Origin of the sequence: Saccharomonospora piscinae (genome assembly GCF_005862235.1) — a bacterium.
Lineage (GTDB): Bacteria > Actinomycetota > Actinomycetes > Mycobacteriales > Pseudonocardiaceae > Saccharomonospora > Saccharomonospora piscinae.
Window position 1 is genome coordinate 887395 of the sequence record NZ_VCEK01000003.1, and the last position, 20696, is coordinate 908090.

The 20696-nt window shown below is 71.3% G+C and carries 17 protein-coding genes; all 17 read left to right on the forward strand.

All coding sequences use genetic code 11. The annotated features are described in order from the left end of the window. Positions 1 to 68 precede the first annotated feature (68 nt). Positions 69 to 1664: a UDP-N-acetylmuramoyl-L-alanyl-D-glutamate--2,6-diaminopimelate ligase gene (locus tag FFT09_RS15335; protein WP_208544442.1), complete on the forward strand. Its 1596-nt coding sequence runs from the start codon at positions 69 to 71 to the stop codon at positions 1662 to 1664. Then, complete coding sequence (locus FFT09_RS15340) at positions 1661 to 3124, forward strand: UDP-N-acetylmuramoyl-tripeptide--D-alanyl-D-alanine ligase (protein ID WP_081191205.1); 1464 nt, start codon at positions 1661 to 1663, stop codon at positions 3122 to 3124. The genes FFT09_RS15335 and FFT09_RS15340 overlap by 4 nt, the downstream gene beginning before the upstream one ends. A gap of 70 nt (positions 3125 to 3194) precedes the next feature. Beyond that, a complete protein-coding gene (gene mraY, locus FFT09_RS15345; protein ID WP_024877145.1) occupies positions 3195 to 4280 on the forward strand; it encodes a phospho-N-acetylmuramoyl-pentapeptide-transferase in 1086 nt (361 codons plus the stop codon). Positions 4281 to 4288: 8 nt separating this feature from the next. Further along, positions 4289 to 5668, forward strand: a complete 1380-nt coding sequence (gene murD / locus FFT09_RS15350) for a UDP-N-acetylmuramoyl-L-alanine--D-glutamate ligase (protein ID WP_138383076.1) — start codon at positions 4289 to 4291, stop codon at positions 5666 to 5668. A 50-nt stretch (positions 5669 to 5718) separates the two neighbouring features. Then, on the forward strand, positions 5719 to 7167 hold the full coding sequence (ftsW, locus tag FFT09_RS15355) for a putative lipid II flippase FtsW (protein WP_051473448.1): 1449 nt from the start codon (positions 5719 to 5721) through the stop codon (positions 7165 to 7167). Positions 7168 to 7311: 144 nt separating this feature from the next. Continuing rightward, positions 7312 to 8448, forward strand: coding sequence for an undecaprenyldiphospho-muramoylpentapeptide beta-N-acetylglucosaminyltransferase (gene murG, locus FFT09_RS15360; RefSeq protein ID WP_275528145.1), 1137 nt, complete (start codon positions 7312 to 7314; stop codon positions 8446 to 8448). Positions 8449 to 8482: 34 nt separating this feature from the next. Beyond that, positions 8483 to 9901 carry a UDP-N-acetylmuramate--L-alanine ligase gene (gene murC, locus FFT09_RS15365; protein ID WP_081191201.1) on the forward strand — a complete coding sequence of 473 codons (1419 nt, stop codon included), beginning with the start codon at positions 8483 to 8485 and terminating at the stop codon, positions 9899 to 9901. Continuing rightward, the gene (locus tag FFT09_RS15370; RefSeq protein WP_244231374.1) at positions 9843 to 10667 is read left to right on the forward strand and encodes a cell division protein FtsQ/DivIB; all 825 of its coding nucleotides are present in this window, start codon (positions 9843 to 9845) and stop codon (positions 10665 to 10667) included. The genes murC and FFT09_RS15370 overlap by 59 nt, the downstream gene beginning before the upstream one ends. 23 nt (positions 10668 to 10690) lie before the next feature. Next, a complete protein-coding gene (locus tag FFT09_RS15375) occupies positions 10691 to 11197 on the forward strand; it encodes a DinB family protein (protein ID WP_138383077.1) in 507 nt (168 codons plus the stop codon). 239 nt (positions 11198 to 11436) lie between these two features. Then, positions 11437 to 12780, forward strand: coding sequence for a cell division protein FtsZ (gene ftsZ / locus FFT09_RS15380; protein ID WP_081191200.1), 1344 nt, complete (start codon positions 11437 to 11439; stop codon positions 12778 to 12780). Between the two features lie 55 nt (positions 12781 to 12835). Beyond that, positions 12836 to 13540 (forward strand): peptidoglycan editing factor PgeF, encoded by a 705-nt coding sequence (pgeF, locus tag FFT09_RS15385; protein ID WP_081191199.1) that lies wholly within the window; start codon positions 12836 to 12838, stop codon positions 13538 to 13540. Then, the gene (locus tag FFT09_RS15390) at positions 13537 to 14355 is read left to right on the forward strand and encodes a YggS family pyridoxal phosphate-dependent enzyme (protein ID WP_081191198.1); all 819 of its coding nucleotides are present in this window, start codon (positions 13537 to 13539) and stop codon (positions 14353 to 14355) included. Before pgeF ends, FFT09_RS15390 begins: the two co-directional genes overlap by 4 nt. Then, entirely contained in the window at positions 14352 to 15011 is a 660-nt protein-coding gene (locus tag FFT09_RS15395; RefSeq protein WP_138383078.1) for a cell division protein SepF, read from the forward strand. Before FFT09_RS15390 ends, FFT09_RS15395 begins: the two co-directional genes overlap by 4 nt. 46 nt (positions 15012 to 15057) lie before the next feature. Next, the gene (locus FFT09_RS15400) at positions 15058 to 15327 is read left to right on the forward strand and encodes a YggT family protein (protein ID WP_037335691.1); all 270 of its coding nucleotides are present in this window, start codon (positions 15058 to 15060) and stop codon (positions 15325 to 15327) included. Between the two features lie 49 nt (positions 15328 to 15376). Continuing rightward, entirely contained in the window at positions 15377 to 16249 is an 873-nt protein-coding gene (wag31, locus tag FFT09_RS15405; protein ID WP_138383079.1) for a DivIVA-like cell division protein Wag31, read from the forward strand. 82 nt (positions 16250 to 16331) lie between these two features. Next, positions 16332 to 17060, forward strand: a complete 729-nt coding sequence (locus FFT09_RS15410; RefSeq protein ID WP_138383080.1) for a hypothetical protein — start codon at positions 16332 to 16334, stop codon at positions 17058 to 17060. A 319-nt stretch (positions 17061 to 17379) separates the two neighbouring features. Next, positions 17380 to 20562, forward strand: a complete 3183-nt coding sequence (gene ileS / locus FFT09_RS15415; protein WP_138383081.1) for an isoleucine--tRNA ligase — start codon at positions 17380 to 17382, stop codon at positions 20560 to 20562. The last annotated feature ends 134 nt before the right edge of the window (positions 20563 to 20696 follow it).

The following is a 20696-nucleotide window of genomic DNA, read 5'->3' on the forward strand; positions in this document are numbered from 1 at the left end:
GGTAGGCACCCGGGCGAGCGGGCGGCTCAGCGCTGCGCTGGCCTGCTGGGTAACCTTCCGGCGTGTCTGTGAACAACGACGAGGCGCGCGCGCGGGGACGGTCACGCCAGGACGACCCTCCGAGGGCGGCGGTCGCACCGCCCCGGCCGAACCTGATCGAACCGGTGCCCCTGACGACGCTGGTGGCGCGGGCGGACGCGCGGCTGATCGCGGACCCCGTGACCGCCGACTCCGTGGTCGTCACCGGTGCGACCCTGCGGGCGCAGCAGGTGCTCCCGGGTGACCTGTTCGCCGCGCTGCCCGGTGCCCGGGCGCACGGCGCCGACTTCGCCGCCGACGCCGTGGCCGCGGGCGCCGTCGCCGTCCTGACCGACGAGGACGGGGCCGAGCGGCCCGCGGTGCGGGACTCCGGCCTGCCGGTGATCGTGCACTCCGACCCGCGCGGGGTACTCGGTGCGGTGGCGGCCTGGGTCTACGGCGAGCCGTCGCTGACGCTGTCCGTGCTGGGCATCACCGGCACGTCGGGCAAGACCACGACCAGTTACCTCGTGGAGTCGGGCCTGCGCGCTGCCGGGCACCACACCGGACTCATCGGCACGGTCGAGACGCGCATCGGCACCGAGCGGCTGGCGAGCGCGTTCACGACCCCCGAGGCGCCGGATCTGCAGGCGTTGTTCGCCGCGATGGTGGAACGCGGGGTCACGCACGTGGCGATGGAGGTCTCCAGCCACGCGCTCGCGCTGGGACGGGTCAACGGCACCCGCTTCACCGTGGGTGCCTTCACGAACCTGTCGCAGGACCACCTCGATTTCCACCGCGACATGGAGGACTACTTCGCCGCCAAGTCGTTGCTGTTCGACGGTCGCTCCACCCACGAGGTCGTCGTGCTCGACAGCGCGTGGGGGCAGGCACTGGTGACCCCGCAGACGGTCACCGTGTCCACCGAGACCGACAGCGACGCGGCCTGGCGTGCCGACGACATCGCGCTCACGCCCACGGGCGAGCAGTCGTTCACGCTGCACGCGCCGGACGGGCGCGCCGCGAAGGCGACGCTGCCGTTGCCCGGTGAGTTCAACGTCGCCAACGCGGTGCTGGCCGCCGCCGTGCTCGACACCGTGGGTGTCGGCCTCGACGACATCGTGGCCGGTCTCGCCTCGGTCGAGGTGCCCGGCCGGATGGAGCGGGTCTATCTGGGTCAGCCGTTCACGGCGGTCGTCGACTACGCGCACAAGCCCGCGGCCGTGACGCAGGCGCTCGCGGCACTGCGGGCGCGCACGGAAGGCCGGATCATCACGGTCCTGGGCTGCGGTGGCGACCGGGACACCGCCAAGCGCCCGATGATGGGCGAGGCCGCGGTGCGGGGCAGCGACCTGGTGATCGTCACGGACGACAACCCGCGCAGCGAGGACCCGGCGGTGATCCGGGAGGCCATGCTCGCGGGGGCGCGTGCCGTCGGTCCGTCCGAGGGCTGCGAGGTCCGGGAGATCGGGGACCGTCGTGAGGCCATCTCCGCCGCGGTCGCCCACGCCGAGGCGGGCGACGTGGTGCTCGTGGCGGGCAAGGGGCACGAGACCGGGCAGGAGGTCGCGGGTGTCGTCCACCCGTTCTCGGACCGGGACGAACTGGAAGCCGCGATCCGGGAGAGGCTGGGTGAGCCGCAATGATCGAACTCACGCTGGATGAGATCGCCGGAATCGTGGGCGGGCGGCTGCACCGCGCTGAGGGGCACGAGCGGGTCACCGGGACCGTGGAGTTCGACTCGCGCGCGCTCACCCGGGGCGGGCTGTTCGTCGCCCTCCCGGGCGAGCGGGCCGACGGGCACGACTTCGCGGCCACCGCGATGGACGCCGGAGCGGCGGGAGTGCTCGCGGCCCGCGAGGTGCCGGCGCCGTCGGTGATCGTGCCACCACTCCCGGAGGGCGAGGCACACGCCCGCTCGGTGGCGCTCACGGGTGACACCGACGGCTCCGGAGCCGCCGTCCTCGCCGCGCTCGCCGCGCTGGCGCGGCATGTCGTGACCCGCCTGTCGGAGACCGGCTTGACGGTGGTGGGCGTGACGGGCTCGTCCGGCAAGACCTCGACCAAGGACCTGATCGCGCAGGTGCTGGAACCGCTCGGCCCCACCGTCGCGCCGCCGGGGTCGTTCAACAACGAGCTCGGCCACCCGTGGACGGCCCTGCGCGCCGACGCGCGCACCCGGCATCTCGTGCTGGAGCTGTCGGCGCGCGGGCCGGGGCACATCGCGCAGCTGGCCTCCGTCGCACCGCCCCGCATCGGCGCGGTGCTCAACGTCGGCAGTGCCCATGTCGGCGAGTTCGGCTCGCGCGAGGGCATCGCGCGGACGAAGGGGGAACTCGTCGAGGCGCTGCCGCCGGACGGTGTCGCCATCCTCAACGTGGACGACCCGCTCGTGGCGGCGATGGCCGAGCGGACCAGCGCGCGCGTGGTCGGTGTCGGCGAGGGGCCCACGGCCGACGTGCGCGCGGAGAACGTGCGGCTCGACGAGCACGCGCACGCGACGTTCGACCTGGTGGCCGGAGGCGAGCGTGCCGAGGTGACGTTGCGGCTCGTCGGTGAGCACCACGTCGGCAACGCGCTGACCGCCGCGGCCGTCGCGCTGGAGGTGGGCACTCCGCTGGCCGACGTCGCCGGTCGGCTGGGCACGGCGACGCGCCGGTCGGGGCGGAGGATGGAGGTCACCACCCGCCAGGACGGCGTCACGATTCTCAACGACTCCTACAACGCGAACCCGGAGTCGATGCGGGCCGCGTTGAAGACTCTGGCCTCCATGACCGCGCAACGACGATCTTGGGCGGTCCTCGGTGTCATGGGCGAACTCGGTGCCGATAGCGTGTCCGCGCACGACGACATCGGTCGGCTCGCCGTCCGGCTGAACGTCAGCCGGCTCGTCGTGGTGGGCGAGCAGGCTGCCGCCATGCACCACGGCGCGAGCCACGAAGGTTCATGGGGAGAGGAGTCGGTCCTGGTACCGGACACGGACGCCGCCGTCGCGCTGCTGCGCGCGCACGTGCGGCCCGACGACGTGGTTCTTGTCAAGGCATCGAAGGCCGCCGAGTTGTGGCGGGTGGCCGACGCGCTGGTGAAGGAGGACGGAGGCGCGTGAGGCGATACGACTCACCGCATGACGGCACAGGCGACGACGATCGCGGCACACGGCTCGGGAGGATTCCAGCGTGATCAGCATCTTGATCGCGGCCTCCGTGGGGCTGGGCGTCTCCATCCTGCTCACGCCGTACCTGATCCGGTTCTTCTCGAAACAGGGTTTCGGGCAGGAGATCAGGGAGGAAGGCCCCGAAGGGCACCGGTCGAAACGCGGCACACCGACCATGGGCGGGGTCGCCATCATCGTGGCGATGGTGGTGGGCTACTTCGTCGCCCACCTCGTCGACTTCTGGCGCGGCACCAGCAATGACGGTCCCACGGTCTCGGGCCTGCTCGTGCTGTTCCTGTCCGTGGGGCTGGGCATCGTCGGGTTCCTCGACGACTTCATCAAGATCCGTAAGCAGCGGAATCTCGGGCTGAACAAGACGGCCAAGCTGGTGGGCCAGCTCCTGGTCGCCGTCGCGTTCGCCATCCTGGTGCTGCAGTTCCCCGACGACAACGGGCTGACTCCCGCGTCGCAGAACCTGTCGTACGCCAGGGACATCGAGCTGATCCTGCTGCCGGTGCCGATCTTCGTCCTGTTCTGCTACCTGCTGGTGTCGGCGTGGTCGAACGCGGTGAACTTCACCGACGGTCTCGACGGACTCGCGGGTGGCGCGGGCGCGATGGTGCTGGCGACGTACGTGGTGATCTCGTTCTGGCAGGCCAGGCTGAGCTGCGTCGAGGCGTTCCAGCCCGCGTGCTACAACGTCCGCGACCCGCTCGACCTCGCCGTCGTCGCGGCGGCGGCGACCGGTGCCTGCGTGGGCTTTCTGTGGTGGAACGCCGCACCCGCGAAAATCTTCATGGGTGACACGGGCTCCCTCGCGCTCGGTGGACTCGTCGCGGGTCTGTCGATGACGACCCGCACGGAGTTGCTGGCGATCGTCATCGGCGGTCTCTTCGTCGTCGAGATGATCTCGGTCGTGTTGCAGATCGCCGTGTTCCGGACCACCCGGAAGCGGTTGTTCCGCATGGCGCCGTTCCATCACCACTTCGAGTTGGCAGGCTGGGCGGAAACCACCGTCATCATCCGGTTCTGGTTGCTGGCGGCCATCTGCTGCATGTTCGGTCTCGGCCTGTTCTACAGCGAACAGCTGGGTCTCGGAGGAGGGTGAGCCGAATCATGGATCTCGCCGGGGCCGACGTCTGCGTGGCCGGTGCCGGAGTCACCGGCCGCTCGGTGGCCGCCGCGCTCTCCGGTATGGGCGCGCGGGTGACGGTGACCGATGCCGACGCGACCCGGCTCGGCGCGCTGTCGGAACTCGCCGGGGTGCGGCTCGTCCCCGGCCTGGCCGCGCCGCCGGAGGGGACGGACCTGGTCGTGACCAGTCCGGGCTGGCGGCCGTCGGCGCCGTTGCTGGCCGCCGCGGCCGACGCGGGCGTCGAGGTGATCGGGGATGTCGAGCTGGCCTGGCGGGTCGGCGCGGCGCGCCCCGATCCGCCGACGTGGCTGGCGGTGACGGGAACCAACGGCAAGACCACCACGGTGGGCATGGTGGAGTCGATGCTGCGTGCCGCCGGAGTGGACGCCGTGGCCTGCGGCAACGTGGGTTTCGCCGTGCTCGACGCGGTGCTCGCGGGACACTCCACACTCGCGGTGGAGCTGTCGAGTTTCCAGCTGCACTGGTCGAGCACGCTGGCGCCTGCCGCGTCGGTGGTGCTCAACGTGGCCGAGGACCATCTCGACTGGCACGGCGGCATCGCCGCGTACGCGGCGGCCAAGGGCACGATCCACCGCGGGTCGGCCACCGTCGTGGCCAACCTCGACGATCCGTGGTCCCGCACGCTGGCCGGCGAGTACGCGCCCGGGACCGCGCGCCGGGTCGGCTTCCGGCTCGGCAGTCCCGGGGCCGGCGAGCTGGGCGTGGTGGAGGAGCTGCTGGTGGACCGCGCCTTCGTGGCGGAGCCCGCGCGGTCGGCCGACGAACTCGCCACCCTCGCCGATGTCCGCCCCGGTGGCCCGCCCGGGGTCGCCAACGCGCTGGCCGCGGCCGCACTGGTGCGCGCGGTCGGGGTCGAGCCCGGCGCGGTCGCCGAGGGGCTGCGGCGCTTCCGGCCGGGTGCCCACCGGGCGGTCGAGGTCTCGGAGATCGACGGTGTGCGTTACGTCGACGATTCCAAGGCCACCAACCCGCACGCGGCGGCGGGGTCGCTGCTGGCGCACCCCAGCGTGGTGTGGATCGCGGGCGGGCTGCTCAAGGGCGCGTCGGTCGACGAGCTGGTCGCCGCCGTGGCGGACCGGCTGCGTGGCGTCGTGCTGCTCGGCACCGACGCGGGCCGCTTCGCCGAGGCGCTGGCGCGACACGCGCCGGATGTGCTGGTCCACCGGGTGTCTTCGGGCGACGATGAGCCCATGACTGCGGCGGTGACGGCGGCGCGCGCACTGGCGCGCCCTGGCGACTCGGTCCTGCTCGCGCCCGCTGCGGCGTCGATGGACCTGTTCCGCGACTACGCCGAGCGGGGCGAGGCGTTCGCGGCGGCGGTCGGCGGGCTATCGCGGTGACCGCGGCCGGCGCCGACCGCGGCGACGACCCGGTCGACTGGCGTCGCCGGATCGGGGGGCGTACTCCGGATCGGCGGCCCCGAGCCCGGTCGCAACGCCGCCCTGTGGTGACCCGCACCGCGCTCACCGCGTGGCTGTCGCGCCCGCTCGCGGACTTTCACCTGATCCTCGCGCTGTGCGGCACGCTCGGAGCGCTGGGCATCGTCATGGTGCTCTCGGCCTCGTCGGTGGCGTCGTTCGACCCGGACGGCGGCAGCAGTGTCTACGCGCTGTTCCAGCGGCACCTGGTGTTCATCGCCGTCGGTGCGGTCGCGTTCTGGCTGTGCGTTCGCGTACCCCTCGCCAGGGTCCGCACGTTGTCGGCCACGGCGATGGTCCTGTCGCTGGGCATGCTCGCTCTCGTGCTGACGCCGCTGGGTGCCCACCGGAACGGCTCGCAGGGCTGGTTCGTGGTGGGGCCGCTGTCGTTGCAGCCCGTGGAACTCGCGAAGGTGGCGCTGGCGCTGTGGGGGGCGCACATCCTCGTGGTGAAGTACGAGGTGCTGCACCAGTGGCGCCACTTGCTGGTGCCCGTGGTTCCCGCCGCGCTGGTGATGTTCGCGCTGGTGATGGCGCAGCCCGACCTCGGTGGCACCATCACCCTCGCTGTGGTGCTCCTGGCGCTGCTGTGGTTCGCCGGAGCGCCGAAACGGCTGTTCGCGATGATCATCGCCGGTGCGGTGATCGGTGCGGTCGTGCTCGCGCTGGTGGAGCCCTACCGGCTCGAACGTGTGACGTCGTTCCTCAACCCCGACGCCGATCCGCTGGGCACGGGAATGCAGGCGAACCAGGCGCTGTACGCCCTCGCCGACGGGGGACTGCTCGGCAAGGGTCTGGGCCAGGGGCAGTCCAAATGGATGTACCTGCCCAACGTGCAGCACGACTTCATCTTCGCGCTCATCGGCGAGGAACTGGGCCTCGTCGGGTGCCTCGTGGTGTTGGGCCTCTTCGGTCTGCTCTGCTTCATCGGACTGCGCATCGCGATCCGCAACCTCGATCCCTGGATTCGAATCGTGGCCGGCACGCTGACGACGTGGGTCGTGTCACAGGCCGCAGTGAACATCGGATACGTCGTGGGACTGCTCCCGGTCACCGGAGTGACACTGCCGATGATCTCGTACGGGGGAACGTCGCTGGTCGTGACCATGGCGCTGTTCGGTTTGCTGGCCAACTGCGCGCGGCACGAACCGGTGGCGGTGGCGGCACTGCGCACCCAGGGGCCGGGTAAGTTCGGACGCCTGATGCGACTGCCCGCGCCGAAGCCGTACCGGCCGCCCGCGCGGCGTCGCGGCGGAACCCGCACGGGCGTCGGCAGGGCCGGGCGTCCGGCGCCACGCGCGGAGCGGGCTGGCCGCGCCGTGGCAGGCGAACGCAGGCGCGGCGCACCGGAGTACGGTCGGCGCACAACGCCGCGTACGACGACGAGGCGGACGACGGCAGCGCGGCGAGGTCGCCGGTGAGCCGGTCCCGCCGCGCGTCCGGGTGAGGTGAGCGTGCCGCCGCGGGTGCGGTACGGGGAACGACTCTGGAGAAGGACGGACGTGACCGAGGCAAGGCCCGGCGACGCGGAGGCGTCGCGTGGACAGTCGCAGGTGGGCGACACGGTGAAGGATTCGAAGGACTCGAACCCCGCGCCCGAACCGGCCGTGGCGACACCGACCGTCGTTGTCGCGGGCGGCGGCACGGCGGGGCACATCGAACCGGCGATGGCACTGGCCGACGCGGTGCTCCGCCTGCGGCCCGGTGCCAGGGTCGTGGCGCTGGGCACGGAGCGCGGGCTGGAGAACCAGCTCGTACCCGCCCGCGGCTATCCCCTGGAACTCGTGCCTCCCGTGCCGATGCCGCGCAAGCCGACCGTGGACCTGCTGCGGCTGCCGGGCAAGGTGCTGAACTCGGTCCGGCGTACCAGGGAGGTCCTCGATCGGGTCGGCGCCGATGTCGTCGTCGGCTTCGGCGGCTACGTGTCGCTGCCCGCGTACCTCGCCGCCCGCGGCCGGGTGCCGATCGTGGTCCACGAGGCGAACCTGCACGCGGGCCTGGCGAACAAGGTCGGTGCCCGCTTCGCCGCGAAGGTCGTCGCCGCGGCGGCGGGGACGGCACTGCCCGGAGCGGAGGTGGTCGGCATCCCGCTGCGGCAGTCGATCACGAAGCTGGACAGGGCGGCCCTGCGTGCCGAGGCGCGGCGGCACTTCGGACTCGACCCCGACGCACCGACCGTGCTCGTCTTCGGTGGCTCCCAGGGTGCGCGGTCGATCAACACCGCCGTCTCGCAGGCGGCGGGCCGGTTCGCCGAGGCGGGTGTGTCGGTGCTGCACGCCCACGGCCCCAAGAACACGCTCGTGGTGCAGGAGTTCCCCGGCAGGCCGCCGTACGTGCCCGTGCCGTACCTGGAGCGGATGGACTTGGCGTACGCGGCCGCCGACCTGGTGGTGTGCCGATCGGGTGCGATGACGGTCGCCGAGGTGTCGGCGGTGGGCCTGCCCGCCGTGTTCGTCCCGCTGCCGCACGGCAACGGCGAACAGGCACTCAACGCGGGCCCCGCGGTGGAGGCCGCCGCCGCGCTGTTGGTGCCCGATGAGGAGTTGACGAGCGACAAGGTCGCCGAACTCGTGGTACCTCTGGTGACCGACCCCGAGCGGTTGTCGCGGATGAGCGCCGCCGCCGTCGGGCTGGGGCATCGGGAGGCCGACGAGGTTCTCGCCGGGATGGTGCTGGACCAGGCCGAACGGAGGGGTCGTTGAGCAGGGTGGTCATCGAGGGGGAAGGCTGGGTGCCATGACACTCGGGTCGCGGGAACTGCCCGCCGTGTTGCGCAGCGCGCATCTGATCGGGATCGGCGGTGCGGGGATGAGCGGAATCGCGCGCATCCTGCTCGCCAGGGGAGCACGGGTGTCCGGCTCCGATGCGAAGGATTCGCGCGCGTTTCTCACCCTGCGGGCGCAGGGCGCCCGCATCGAGGTGGGACAACGGGCGGAGAACCTGGGTTCGGACGGTGACGCGCCGTCGGCGGTCGTCGTGTCGACGGCGATCAAGGAGTCCAATCCCGAACTGCTCGCCGCCCGCGAGCGTGGGATCACCGTCCTGCACCGGGCCGAGGCGCTGGCTGCGCTGATGGAAGGCCACCGGGTCGCCTGTATCGCCGGAACCCACGGCAAGACGTCCACCACGTCGATGCTCACGGTCGCGTTGCAGCACTGCCGGCTCGACCCGTCGTTCGCCATCGGCGGCGACCTCAACGAGTCGGGCGCCAACGCCCACCACGGCGGTGGCGGGATCTTCGTGGCGGAGGCGGACGAGAGCGACGGGTCCTTCCTGTCGTACTCGCCGTCGGTCGCGGTGATCACCAACATCGAGCCCGACCACCTGGACCACCACGGTTCCGCGGATGCCTACAACGCCGTGTTCTCCGACTTCCTCGCGCGCGTCCGGCCGGACGGGGTGCTGATCGTCTGTGCCGACGACGGCCCCGCGGCGGAGCTGGCGGCGCGTGCCGAGCGGCAGGGTGTCCGGGTGCGCCGCTACGGCCGTGCCGCCACCGGCGACGCGGACGCCAGGGTGCTCGACTACGTCCCCGGTGAGGACGGCGGCACGGTCCGGGTCGGTCTCGGCGGTGCGGAACTGCGTGTCCGGGTGTCCGTGCCGGGCGAGCACATGGCGTTCAACGCCGTTGCCGCACTGCTGGCGGGCCTCGAACTCGGAGCCGAGAGCACCGATCTGATCGACGGGCTCGCGGCCTTCGGTGGCGTGCGGCGGCGCTTCGAGTTCAAGGGCCGGGCGGGTGACGTGCGGGTCTACGACGACTACGCCCACCACCCCACGGAAGTCGCGGCGCAGTTGAGGGCGGTGCGGCAGACGGCGGGTCCCGGCCGGGTCGTGGTGGTGTTCCAGCCGCACCTGTACTCCCGGACGAAGGCGTTCGCCACGGAATTCGCCGAGGCGCTGGGGCTGGCCGACGAGGTCGTGGTCCTCGACGTCTACGGCGCGAGGGAGGAGCCGGAGCCGGGGGTCACCGGCGAGCTGGTCGCCTCGCGGATCAGTGGTGCCGGAGCACACTACGAACCCGCGTTCGACCGCGCGGTCACGCTCGTGTCGCAGCTCGCGAAGCCCGGGGACCTCGTCGTGACGATGGGCGCGGGTGACGTCACCCAGCTCGGGCCCGAGCTGCTCGTCGAGCTGGACCGCCGGGACCGGTGAGGACGGCCCCGCCGTGGCCACGACGCGAGCGCCGACGAGGGAGCGGGCGAGACCGAGGCCGCGCGGATCGGCCTCGCGTCGTCGCCGCGCGCCGTCGCGGCAGCAGGTGGTGCAGCGACGGCGCATCGCCGCGCTCAGCGTGCTCACCGTCATCACACTGGCGTACCTGGTGTGGTTCACGCCCCTGCTCGGGGTGAGCACTGTCGAGGTGACCGGTGCCCGCGCGGTCGGGGAACAACGGGTGCGGGCCGCCGCCGACGTGCCGCTGGATCATCCCATGCTGCGGCTCGACACCGACGCGATCGCGGCGCGGGTCGCCGCGTTGCCCGGCGTGGCGGGTGTGGACGTGTCGCGCTCGTGGCCGTCGACCGTCACCGTCACCGTGACGGAGCGTCGCGCGGTCGCCTACCACGACGGCGGGGACGGCATCCGGCTCGTCGATTCCGCCGGAGTCCTCTTCCAGCGGGTCGAGGCGGCGCCGGAGGGCCTGCCCCGGCTGGAGGTACTCGATCCGGGGCCCGCCGACGACGAGACCACGGCCGCCACCGGCGCGCTGGCGTCGCTGCCCGCGGAGCTGGCCGAGCAGGTCGTGGCGGTCGCGGCCACCACGGCGGGCAGTGTCGAGTTCGAACTGACCGGCGATCGCACCGTCCGGTGGGGCGACGCGGAGCAGAACGGCTACAAGGCGAGGGTGCTCGGCGTGCTGCTGGGGCAGGACGGCACGGTGTTCGACGTGTCCAGCCCTGAGCTGCCCACCGTGTCGTGATCACGACCTGGCAGAGTGTCGCCGTGACGAACGACGACACGCGGCCTGAACCGCCGTGGACGGGCTCGGAACGCGAGACGCTCACCGGGTTTCTCGACTACCTCAGGGCGACGATCCGCTGGAAGTCCGAGGGCCTGAGCGACGAGCAGGCCCGGCGGGCGCTGCTGCCGAGTGAGCTGACGACCGTGGCGGGTCTGGTGGGCCACCTGACCTACGTCGAGAGCTTCTGGTTCTCGGTGGTGCTGGCGGGTGAGGCCGACCCGTGGCGGGAGGCGTTCACCGACGATCCGGACGCGGAGTTCCGTGCGGCGCAGGGCGTTCCGCTGGCGCGACTGCTCGACGACTACGAGCGCCAATGCGCGCGCAGCAGGGAGATCGTGGCGGATCGCGCTCTCGAACACGAGGTGCCGTTCCGTTCCGGGGCGGTGACCGCGCGCTGGGTCCTGACTCACCTGATCGAGGAGACCGGCCGGCACGCGGGCCATCTGGACGTACTCCGGGAGCTGCTCGACGGCAGGACCGGTGAGTGAACCCGTTCGGAGGAAGTACGTGGCCACGACCAAACACGTTGTGGCGAAACACGTTCGCGACACGCCGCGTGGCTGCTGGATTCCGGGCTGGAGTGTGCCTACCGTCCGTCAGCAACGTTGGTAGTTGACATAACTCTGAACCTCTACCTCAGGTTGAGGGTTCGGCCGGACGGCCCCGCACTCGTCGACGAGCCAGCGCCGACGCACGACAGCACCACCACGATCAGGAAGGCAACCCGATGACGCCCCCGCACAATTACCTCGCGGTGATCAAGGTCGTCGGAATCGGCGGCGGCGGTGTGAACGCCGTGAACCGCATGATCGAGGTCGGCCTGAAGGGCGTGGAGTTCATCGCGGTGAACACCGATGCGCAGGCCCTGTTGATGTCCGATGCGGACGTCAAGCTGGACATCGGCCGCGAGCTCACGCGCGGCCTCGGCGCGGGCGCGTCCCCCGAGGTCGGACAGAAGGCCGCCGAGGACCATCGCGAGGAGATCGAAGAGGTACTCAAGGGTGCCGACATGGTCTTCGTCACCGCCGGTGAGGGCGGTGGCACCGGCACCGGGGGAGCCCCGGTGGTCGCGCAGATCGCGCGCAAGCTCGGCGCGCTCACGATCGGTGTGGTCACGCGGCCGTTCTCCTTCGAGGGCAAGCGCCGTGCCCGGCAGGCCGAGGACGGAATACAGTCCCTGCGCAACGAGTGCGACACTCTGATCGTCATTCCGAACGACCGGCTGCTCCAGCTCGGCGACATCGGCGTGTCACTCATGGACGCGTTCCGTTCGGCCGACGAGGTGCTGCTCTCCGGTGTTCAGGGCATCACCGACCTCATCACGACGCCGGGTCTGATCAACCTGGACTTCGCCGACGTGAAGAGCGTGATGTCCGGTGCGGGCAGCGCGCTCATGGGCATCGGCTCGGCGCGAGGTGAGGGACGCGCGGTGCAGGCGGCCGAGAAGGCGATCAACTCGCCCCTGCTGGAGGCGTCGATGGACGGCGCACACGGTGCGCTGCTGTCGATCGCCGGAGGCTCCGACCTCGGACTCTTCGAGATCAACGAGGCCGCGTCGCTGGTACAGGAGTCGGCGCACCCCGAAGCGAACATCATCTTCGGAACGATCATCGACGACTCGCTCGGCGACGAGGTCAGGGTCACGGTGATCGCGGCGGGCTTCGACGCCGGGGCGCCCACCCACAAGAAGCTGGATCCCGGCACGTTCACCGCCCGGGCTGCGGAGGCCGAGGGCCAGCGCGGCAACGGCGGCTCGGGCGGACCGGGCGCCGCCGCACCCGTCGGCGGAGACCCGCGCGACGCCGGTGGCAGGCCGGGACACGACGACGCGGGTAATCCGACGCCCCCCGTGGCGCGGCGTTCGCCACCGCCGGCGGGGCAGGGCGGTCACTCCGGCTCGCTTCCTCCCGGACCCGGGACGCCGCGTGGCTACTCCGTTCCGCCGTCGGCCTCGTCGGCGCCCTCGCCGAGTTCGCAGCGGACGCAGGGAAACCTGCCGGGCGGCACCTACCCGGCAGGCGACGACCCGACCGACGACGACGTGGACGTGCCGCCCTTCATGCGCCGCTGAGCCGTCTAAGCTCGCACAGGCACACCAGCACGAGGTGCCGAAGGGGTTGAGCGTTGTGCGCATTCGCCGGGTCGTGACCACCAGAGCGGGAGGGCGGTCCGCGCCACCGTTCGACTCGTTCAACCTGGGCGACCACGTGGGCGACGATCCGGCCGACGTGGCCGCCAACCGCAGCAGGCTCGCGCGGGAGCTCGGCCTCGCCCCCGACCAGCTGAGCTGGATGGAGCAGGTCCACGGGCGCACGGTCACCGTCGTCGACGGCACCGAGCGGGCGCCCGCCGAGGCCACGGACGCACTGGTCACCGACCGGCCCGGTCTCGCCCTGGTCGCGCTCGTGGCCGACTGTGTGCCGATCCTGCTCGGGGACAGCGAAGCCGGTGTGGTGGCCGCGGTCCACGCGGGCCGGGTGGGCGCCAGGGTCGGGGTGCTTCCCGCGGCTCTGGAGACCATGGAATCGCTCGGGGCGCGTCGCGCTCGCGTCGAGGTGCTGCTCGGCCCGGCCGTTTGCGGGCAGTGCTACGAGGTTCCGCGCGCCATGGCCGACGACGTGGAGGCACACCTGCCCGGCAGCGCGTGCCGGAGCAGAAACGGCACTCCCGCGCTCGACCTGCGAGCGGGACTGTGGCGGCAGCTCGGTGACCTCGGTGTCGGCAAGATCGGAGTCGATCCCCGGTGCACGGTGGAGGACGAAACGCTGTTCAGCCATCGCAGGAAGGCCCCGACGGGCAGGATCGCGGCGGTCACGTGGCTGGAACAGTGAACGATCCGCGAAGGACCGAACTGGCCGGAGCCCTGCGCGAGGTCACCGACCGCATCGAGCGTGCGTGCGCTCGCGCGGGCCGCTCCCCGGCCGAGGTCAGGCTGCTCGCCGTGACCAAGACCTTCCCGGCGAGCGACGCCGCACTGCTCACCGACCTCGGTGTGACCGAACTCGCCGAGAACCGCGACCAGGAGGCGGCGGAGAAGGTCCGCGAGGTGGCGCGCGTCCGCCCAGGCGCAGCCCCCCGTTGGCACATGGTGGGGCGCCTGCAGCGCAACAAGGCTCGCTCGGTGGCTCGCTGGGCGGCGGAGGTGCAGTCGGTGGACTCCCTCCGGCTGGCCGACGCGCTGTCCAAGGCGGCCGGGGCGGCGCTGGACGCGGGCGAGCGGGATCGGCCGCTCGACGTGCTCATCCAGGCCAGCCTCGACGACGATCCGTCGCGCGGCGGCTGCCCGCTGGACGAAGTGGTGACGCTCGCCGACGCCATCGCGCACCGGGGTGAGCACCTCCGGTTGCGGGGCGTAATGGCCGTCGCTCCGCTCGGAGCGGATCCGGAGCCCGCCTTCGCGCGCCTCGCCGCCGCTGCCGAACGGCTGCGGTCGGCCCATCCCGCGGCCACCGAGATGTCCGCGGGCATGAGTGGTGACCTGGATCAGGCGATCGCGTACGGGTCCACGTGTGTGCGTGTCGGAACCGCACTGCTCGGCGGTCGCGGTCTAGCCTCCCCCTCAGCAAGGTCCACCCACAGCGGCGTCCGAGGTCCGGGAGTCGGCGGACCGCACGAGACCACCGCGGAGGGCGAGGGAGAGGCATGAGCGCGCTACAGAAGCTGAAGGCCTACTTCGGGATGGTCCCTGCCGAAGACGAGTACGACTTCGACGAGGACTATCGGCGCGACTACCAGGGCGACGACTACGGCTCGTACGACGAGCCGGGGTACAAGGACACGCAGCCGCGCCGGTCCCGTCCCCGCTACCGGGTCATGGACGAGTTCGAGGAGGCGGAATCACCCCCGTCACCCCCGTCGCCCGCGTCGCCCCCGCCTCGCACCCGCCGGTCCGCGTCCCGCGGAGAGCCTGCGGTCCACGGATCACTCGCCATCGACCGGCAGCCGGAACCGGTGGCGCGCGTGCGGCCGATGACCACGCCCGGTGCGGCGCCCGAGGCGCCGGGCGCGGCGGCGCGGGACCCGCTGAGCCGCATCATCACGCTGCACCCGACAAGCTACGCGGAGGCGCGGGAGATCGGTGAGGCGTACCGCGACGGCGCCCCTGTGATCATGAACCTGACCGAGATGGAGAACGCCGACGCCAAGCGGCTCGTCGACTTCGCGGCCGGTCTCGCCTTCGCGCTGCGGGGCTCCATGGACAAGGTCACGAACAAGGTGTTCTTACTCTCACCGCCGGACGTCGATGTGACGGCGGAGGACCGAAGGAGGATTGCCGAGGGCGGGTTGTTCCTCCGCCACTGATGTCGGGAACGACGTGTGGCAGAGTGGTGCCGTGGTCGCTGTCCGCATGATTCTGTACTGGCTGCTCTTCGCCTTCTGGCTGCTGCTCACGGCGCGTATCGTGGTGGAGCTCGTGCGCTCCTTCGCGCGTGACTGGCGTCCCGCGGGAGGCGTCGCGGTGACACTCGAGACGATCTACACGGTGACTGACCCGCCGGTCCGGCTTGTGCGACGGATTATTCCGATCGTGAGGATCGGCGGCGTGGGACTGGACCTATCGATTATGGTGCTGCTGTTGGTTGTGTTCATACTGATGCAACTGGCGTATCCCGGGTAGCGGGGAACCCGGGCGGAACGGCAGGCCATGGAGTGCGTGAGGTGATCTGATGTCGTTGACTCCTGCTGACGTGCATAACGTCGCGTTCAGCAAGCCTCCGATCGGCAAGCGGGGCTACAACGAGGACGAGGTGGACGCGTTCCTCGACCTTGTGGAGACCGAACTTGCCCGGTTGATTGAGGACAATAACGAGCTGCGGCAGCAGGTCGAACAGCTCGATGCCGAGTTGGAATCAACTCGTAGCGAGTTGGAATCCGCGAAGTCGTCGCAGTCGCAGCACGGTGCGCGGGACGAGGCGCCCTCGCGCAGGCTCGCGCCGGTGCCGCCGCCCGCCTCCGCGATGGAGCAGACGCAGGCCACCGGGTTGATGGCCGACGGCGGCGAGCCGAACGTGCAGGCCGCGAAGGTGCTCGGTCTCGCACAGGAGATGGCCGACCGGCTCACGGCGGAGGCGAAGACCGAGTCCGACAGCATGCTCGCCGAGGCGAGGACCAAGTCGGAACAGTTGCTCTCCGACGCGCGGTCGAAGGCCGACTCGATGGTCAACGAGGCGCGCACTCGCGCCGAGACCATGCTCAACGAGGCCCGCACCAGAGCCGAGACGCTGGAGCGGCAGGCGCGCGAGAAGGCGACCAACATGGATCGCGAGGCGCAGCGCAAGTACACCGAGACGCTGAACAACCTCAACACCGAGAAGACGGCTCTCAACAAGAAGATCGAGGAGCTGCGGACGATAGAGCGGGAGTACCGCACCAGGCTCCGTGGCTTTCTGGAGTCGCAGCTGCGCGAACTGGACGACCGTGGTTCGGCCGCGCCCGCCTCGGCGTCGTCGTCGGGTTCCGGGTCGACGAGCGGCAGTGGTAGCAGCGGCAGCGGCAGCGGGCAGGGCTACTCGTTCGGGCCGCGTGCCGAGGCCGGCTGAGGCCGGCGGAGCCGTCCTCCGCGACGACGTCGCGGCGGCGGGTCACTCCCGCCGTGACGTGGCGGTTGTGTTGTAATTCACCGTGCTTTACATCGTCCTCCTGCTGGTGCTGACGGCCCTCGGGCTAGTGGCCGCCGCGCTCGTCACGGCGAGTTCGCTGTGGGCCTGGGTGTCGATCGGTGTGTCGGGTCTCGCCGGGGCGTTGCTGGTCGTCGACCGGGTGCGTCGGGACAGGCCCGCGGGCCGCGTGCAGGCCCGTCCCCAACCCGCCGCGACTGGTACCGGCAGTACAGAGATCGCCGAGACCGCCGATGGCGCCGGTGCCGCGGAAGCGGGTGACGCCACCGAGCCGGAGCCGTCCCGTGCGCAGGAGCCCGTGGCGGCCGTCGAGCCTGCCGACGCGGAGCCGGAGCCGGAGCCGTTCCGGCCGACGCTCGTCGCGGCCGGCGGTGTGGCCGAGCGGGAACCGCGGGCGCGGGAAGGCGTGGACAGCCTGACCGACACGGCGCCTCGCACGGCACTGCTGGCGTCGTCGGGTGAACTCGCCGGTGCCGACGTCGATCCTCCTGAGGAGGACACGAGGGCCGACGACGCACTGCTCGTGGCCACCCTCGACGCGGAGGTGCTGGTGGTCGACGAGTACCCCCGGTATCACCTCGCCGACTGTGGCTGGCTCGGGCCGAGGGCCACGATCCCCCTCTCGGCGAAGGAAGCACGCGACCTGGGCTTCAGCCCGTGCGGGCTGTGCGGACCGGACGCGGCGCTGACCGCCGCGCACCGGCGCAGGCTCCGGCGGCGCAGCACGGCCTGACCGACACCGTGCTCACCCTGCCCGCGGGTGGGCTGCTCACCGCGCTCGCCGGGTCACCGGTTAATCTGGGGAGCACAGGCATCGATCCGGCCATCACCGGGGAGCCGCCGGAAGAACGGGCGAGCGCGGTCCGAGAGGTCCGCCCGCCTCAGTAGACCCGGCCGGGACCGGCCCGTCACCGCCGGCCAACGAGAGGTCCGCGCCGTCGCGCGGGCAACCGGGGTGGTACCGCGGTACGCGCGCCGACCGGCGTCGTGTCGTCCCCGAGCAGGCCGAAAGGCCGCCGGCGAGGACGACGACCGCGAGGAGCGCACCACCGATGTATCCGAAGGCATCCTTCGGCGACCAGCCCGCAGACCAGGTCGCCGCCCAGCCGTCGTTTCCCGCACTGGAGCGGGACGTGCTGGCCTACTGGGAAAGCGACCGGACCTTCGCCGCCAGCGTGGCGGCCCGTGAGGCGGGAACGAACGGCGGGAACGAGTACGTCTTCTACGACGGGCCGCCGTTCGCGAACGGCCTGCCGCACTACGGCCACCTGCTCACCGGTTACGTCAAGGACATCGTGCCGCGCTACCAGACCATGCGCGGCAGGCGGGTGGAACGCCGGTTCGGCTGGGACACCCACGGTCTGCCCGCCGAACTCGAGGCGGAGCGCCAGCTCGGCATCACCGACAAGTCGCAGATCGACGAGATGGGCATCGCGGAGTTCAACGAGGCGTGCCGCGAGTCCGTGCTGCGCTACACCGCCGAGTGGCAGGACTACGTCACGCGCCAGGCCCGCTGGGTGGACTTCGACAACGACTACAAGACGCTTGATGCCACCTACATGGAATCGGTGATCTGGGCCTTCAAGCGCCTGTGGGACTCCGGTCTGGTGTACGAGGGCTACAAGGTGCTGCCGTACTGCTGGCGGGACGAGACCCCACTGTCCAATCACGAGCTCCGAATGGACGACGACGTCTACCAGAGCAGGCAGGACCCGGCCGTCACCATCGGTTACCACGTCGAGGGCAACACGGGGGAACTGGCCGCGCTCGACGGGGCGTACCTGCTGATCTGGACTACGACACCCTGGACGGTTCCGTCGAATCTCGCCACGGCCGTCAACCCGGACGTCGACTACGTCCAGGTGCGCACCGACGACGGCAGGCGGTTCGTGCTCGCGAGTGCGAGGGTGGCCGCGTACGCGCGGGAGCTGGGTGAGGAGCCCGAGATCATCGCCCGTTACCGGGGCGAGGACCTGCTCGGAATGCGGTACGCGCCGCCGTTCCCGTACTTCGTGGGCAGGGAGAACGCGCACCGGGTGCTCGCCGCGGACTACGTGACCACCGACGACGGCACGGGGATCGTCCACATCGCACCCGCCTACGGTGAGGAGGACAAGGCCGTCACCGACGCGGCCGGCATCACGCCGGTGACGCCCGTGGACTCGAAGGGCCGCTTCGACGCGCAGGTCGCCGACTACGAAGGCCGCAACGTCTTCGAGGCCAACGCCGACATCATCCGGGATCTGAAGAACGGCACCGGATCGGCGGGCAGGCAAGGGGCGCTGCTGCTGCGGCACGAGACCTACGAACACTCCTATCCGCACTGCTGGCGCTGCCGTAATCCGTTGATCTACCGCGCGGTGTCGTCGTGGTTCGTGGCGGTCACGAAGTTCAAGGACCGCATGGTGGAGCTGAACCAGCAGATCACCTGGTACCCGGAGCACGTGAAGGACGGCCAGTTCGGCAAGTGGCTGGAGAACGCGCGCGACTGGTCGATCTCGCGGAACCGCTACTGGGGCACGCCGATCCCGGTGTGGGTCTCGGACGACCCGAACCACCCGAGGGTGGACGTGTACGGCTCGCTCGACGAGCTGGAGCGCGACTTCGGGGTGCGGCCCACCGACCTGCACCGGCCCCACATCGACGCGCTGACCCGCCCGAACCCCGACGACCCGACGGGCACCGCGACGATGCGGCGGGTTCCGGACGTGCTGGACGTGTGGTTCGACTCCGGGTCGATGCCGTACGCGCAGGTGCATTACCCGTTCGAGAACTCCGAGTGGTTCGAGCACCACTACCCGGGTGACTTCATCGTCGAGTACATCGGGCAGACACGGGGCTGGTTCTACACGCTGCACGTGCTGGCGACCGCGCTGTTCGACCGGCCGGCGTTCCGTACCTGTGTCTCGCACGGCATCGTGCTCGGGTCCGACGGGCAGAAGATGTCCAAGTCGCTGCGCAACTACCCGGACGTCACCGAGGTGTTCGACCGCGACGGCTCCGACGCGATGCGCTGGTACCTGATGTCGAGTCCCATCCTGCGCGGCGGCAACCTCGTCGTCACCGACCGGGGCATCCGCGACGCCGTACGGCAGGCGGTGCTGCCGTTGTGGAACTCGTACTACTTCCTCGCGCTGTACGCGAACGCCGAGGGCAGCTCGGGAACGGTGCGCACCGACTCGCGCCACGTGCTCGACCGGTACCTGCTCGCGAAGACGCACGAGCTGGTCACCGATGTGGGCAGCGCGCTCGACGACTACGACATCGCGGGCGCGTGTACGCGGGTGCGGGACTTCCTCGAGGTGCTGACGAACTGGTACGTGCGCCGCTCGCGGGACCGCTTCTGGCAGGGCGAGCGCGACGCGGTGGACACGCTGCACACGGTGCTGGAGGTGGCGTGCCGCACGGTGGCGCCCCTGTTGCCGCTCACCACCGAGGTCGTGTGGCGCGGGCTGACCGGTGGCAGTTCGGTACACCTGGGTGACTGGCCGCTGGTCGACGAGCTGCCTGCCGACCCGGCGCTGGTCACCGCGATGGACCGGGTGCGCCAGGTGTGCTCGTCGGCGCTGTCGTTGCGGAAGGCGAACAAGCTGCGGGTCCGGCTACCGCTGGCCCGGCTGATCGTGGCGGCGGAGGACGTCGAGACACTGCGGCCCTTCGCCGACGTGATCCGGGACGAGGTGAACGTCAAGTCGGTGGAGTTCACCACCGACGTGGCCTCCTACGGCACGGTCGAGGTCGCGGTGAACGCGCGGGCGGCGGGCCCGAGGCTGGGCCGCGACGTCCAGCAGGTGATCAAGGCGGTGAAGTCGGGGGAGTGGTCGACCACCCCGGCGGGTGCCGTGGTGGCGGCGGGGATCGAGCTGCGGGAGGGCGAGTACGAACGACGCCTCGTGGCCCGGGACTCCGGCGCGGCCGCCGAGCTGCCCGGTGGCAGTGGCCTCGTGCTGCTCGACACGGACGTGACCGACGACCTCGCTCGCGAGGGGCTGGCCCGGGACCTGGTCCGCGTGGTGCAGCAGGCGCGCAGGGACGCGGGGTTGGCGGTCTCCGACCGGATCGCCCTGACCGTGGACGCTCCCGAGGACGTGGTGGCGGCCGCGCGGGAACACGAGCCGTTCGTGTCCGCCGAGACCCTCGCCCGGTCGGTGAGCTACACCGCGGTGGCGGAGGGCTTCGCGGGCGCGGTCGGTGACGGGGCCTCGGTCACGGTGGCCGTGTCGGCGGCCGGGTAGCGCGCACGCCGGTCCCGTGCCCGCGACGTGATCGTCGTGCGGGGTCGGCGGGCACGGGACACGCTCATGGTGCCGGCGACGGTGCCGGGGAACGGAGGAACCACGGAGTCGCCGGGCTCCGATGTGGAGACGCG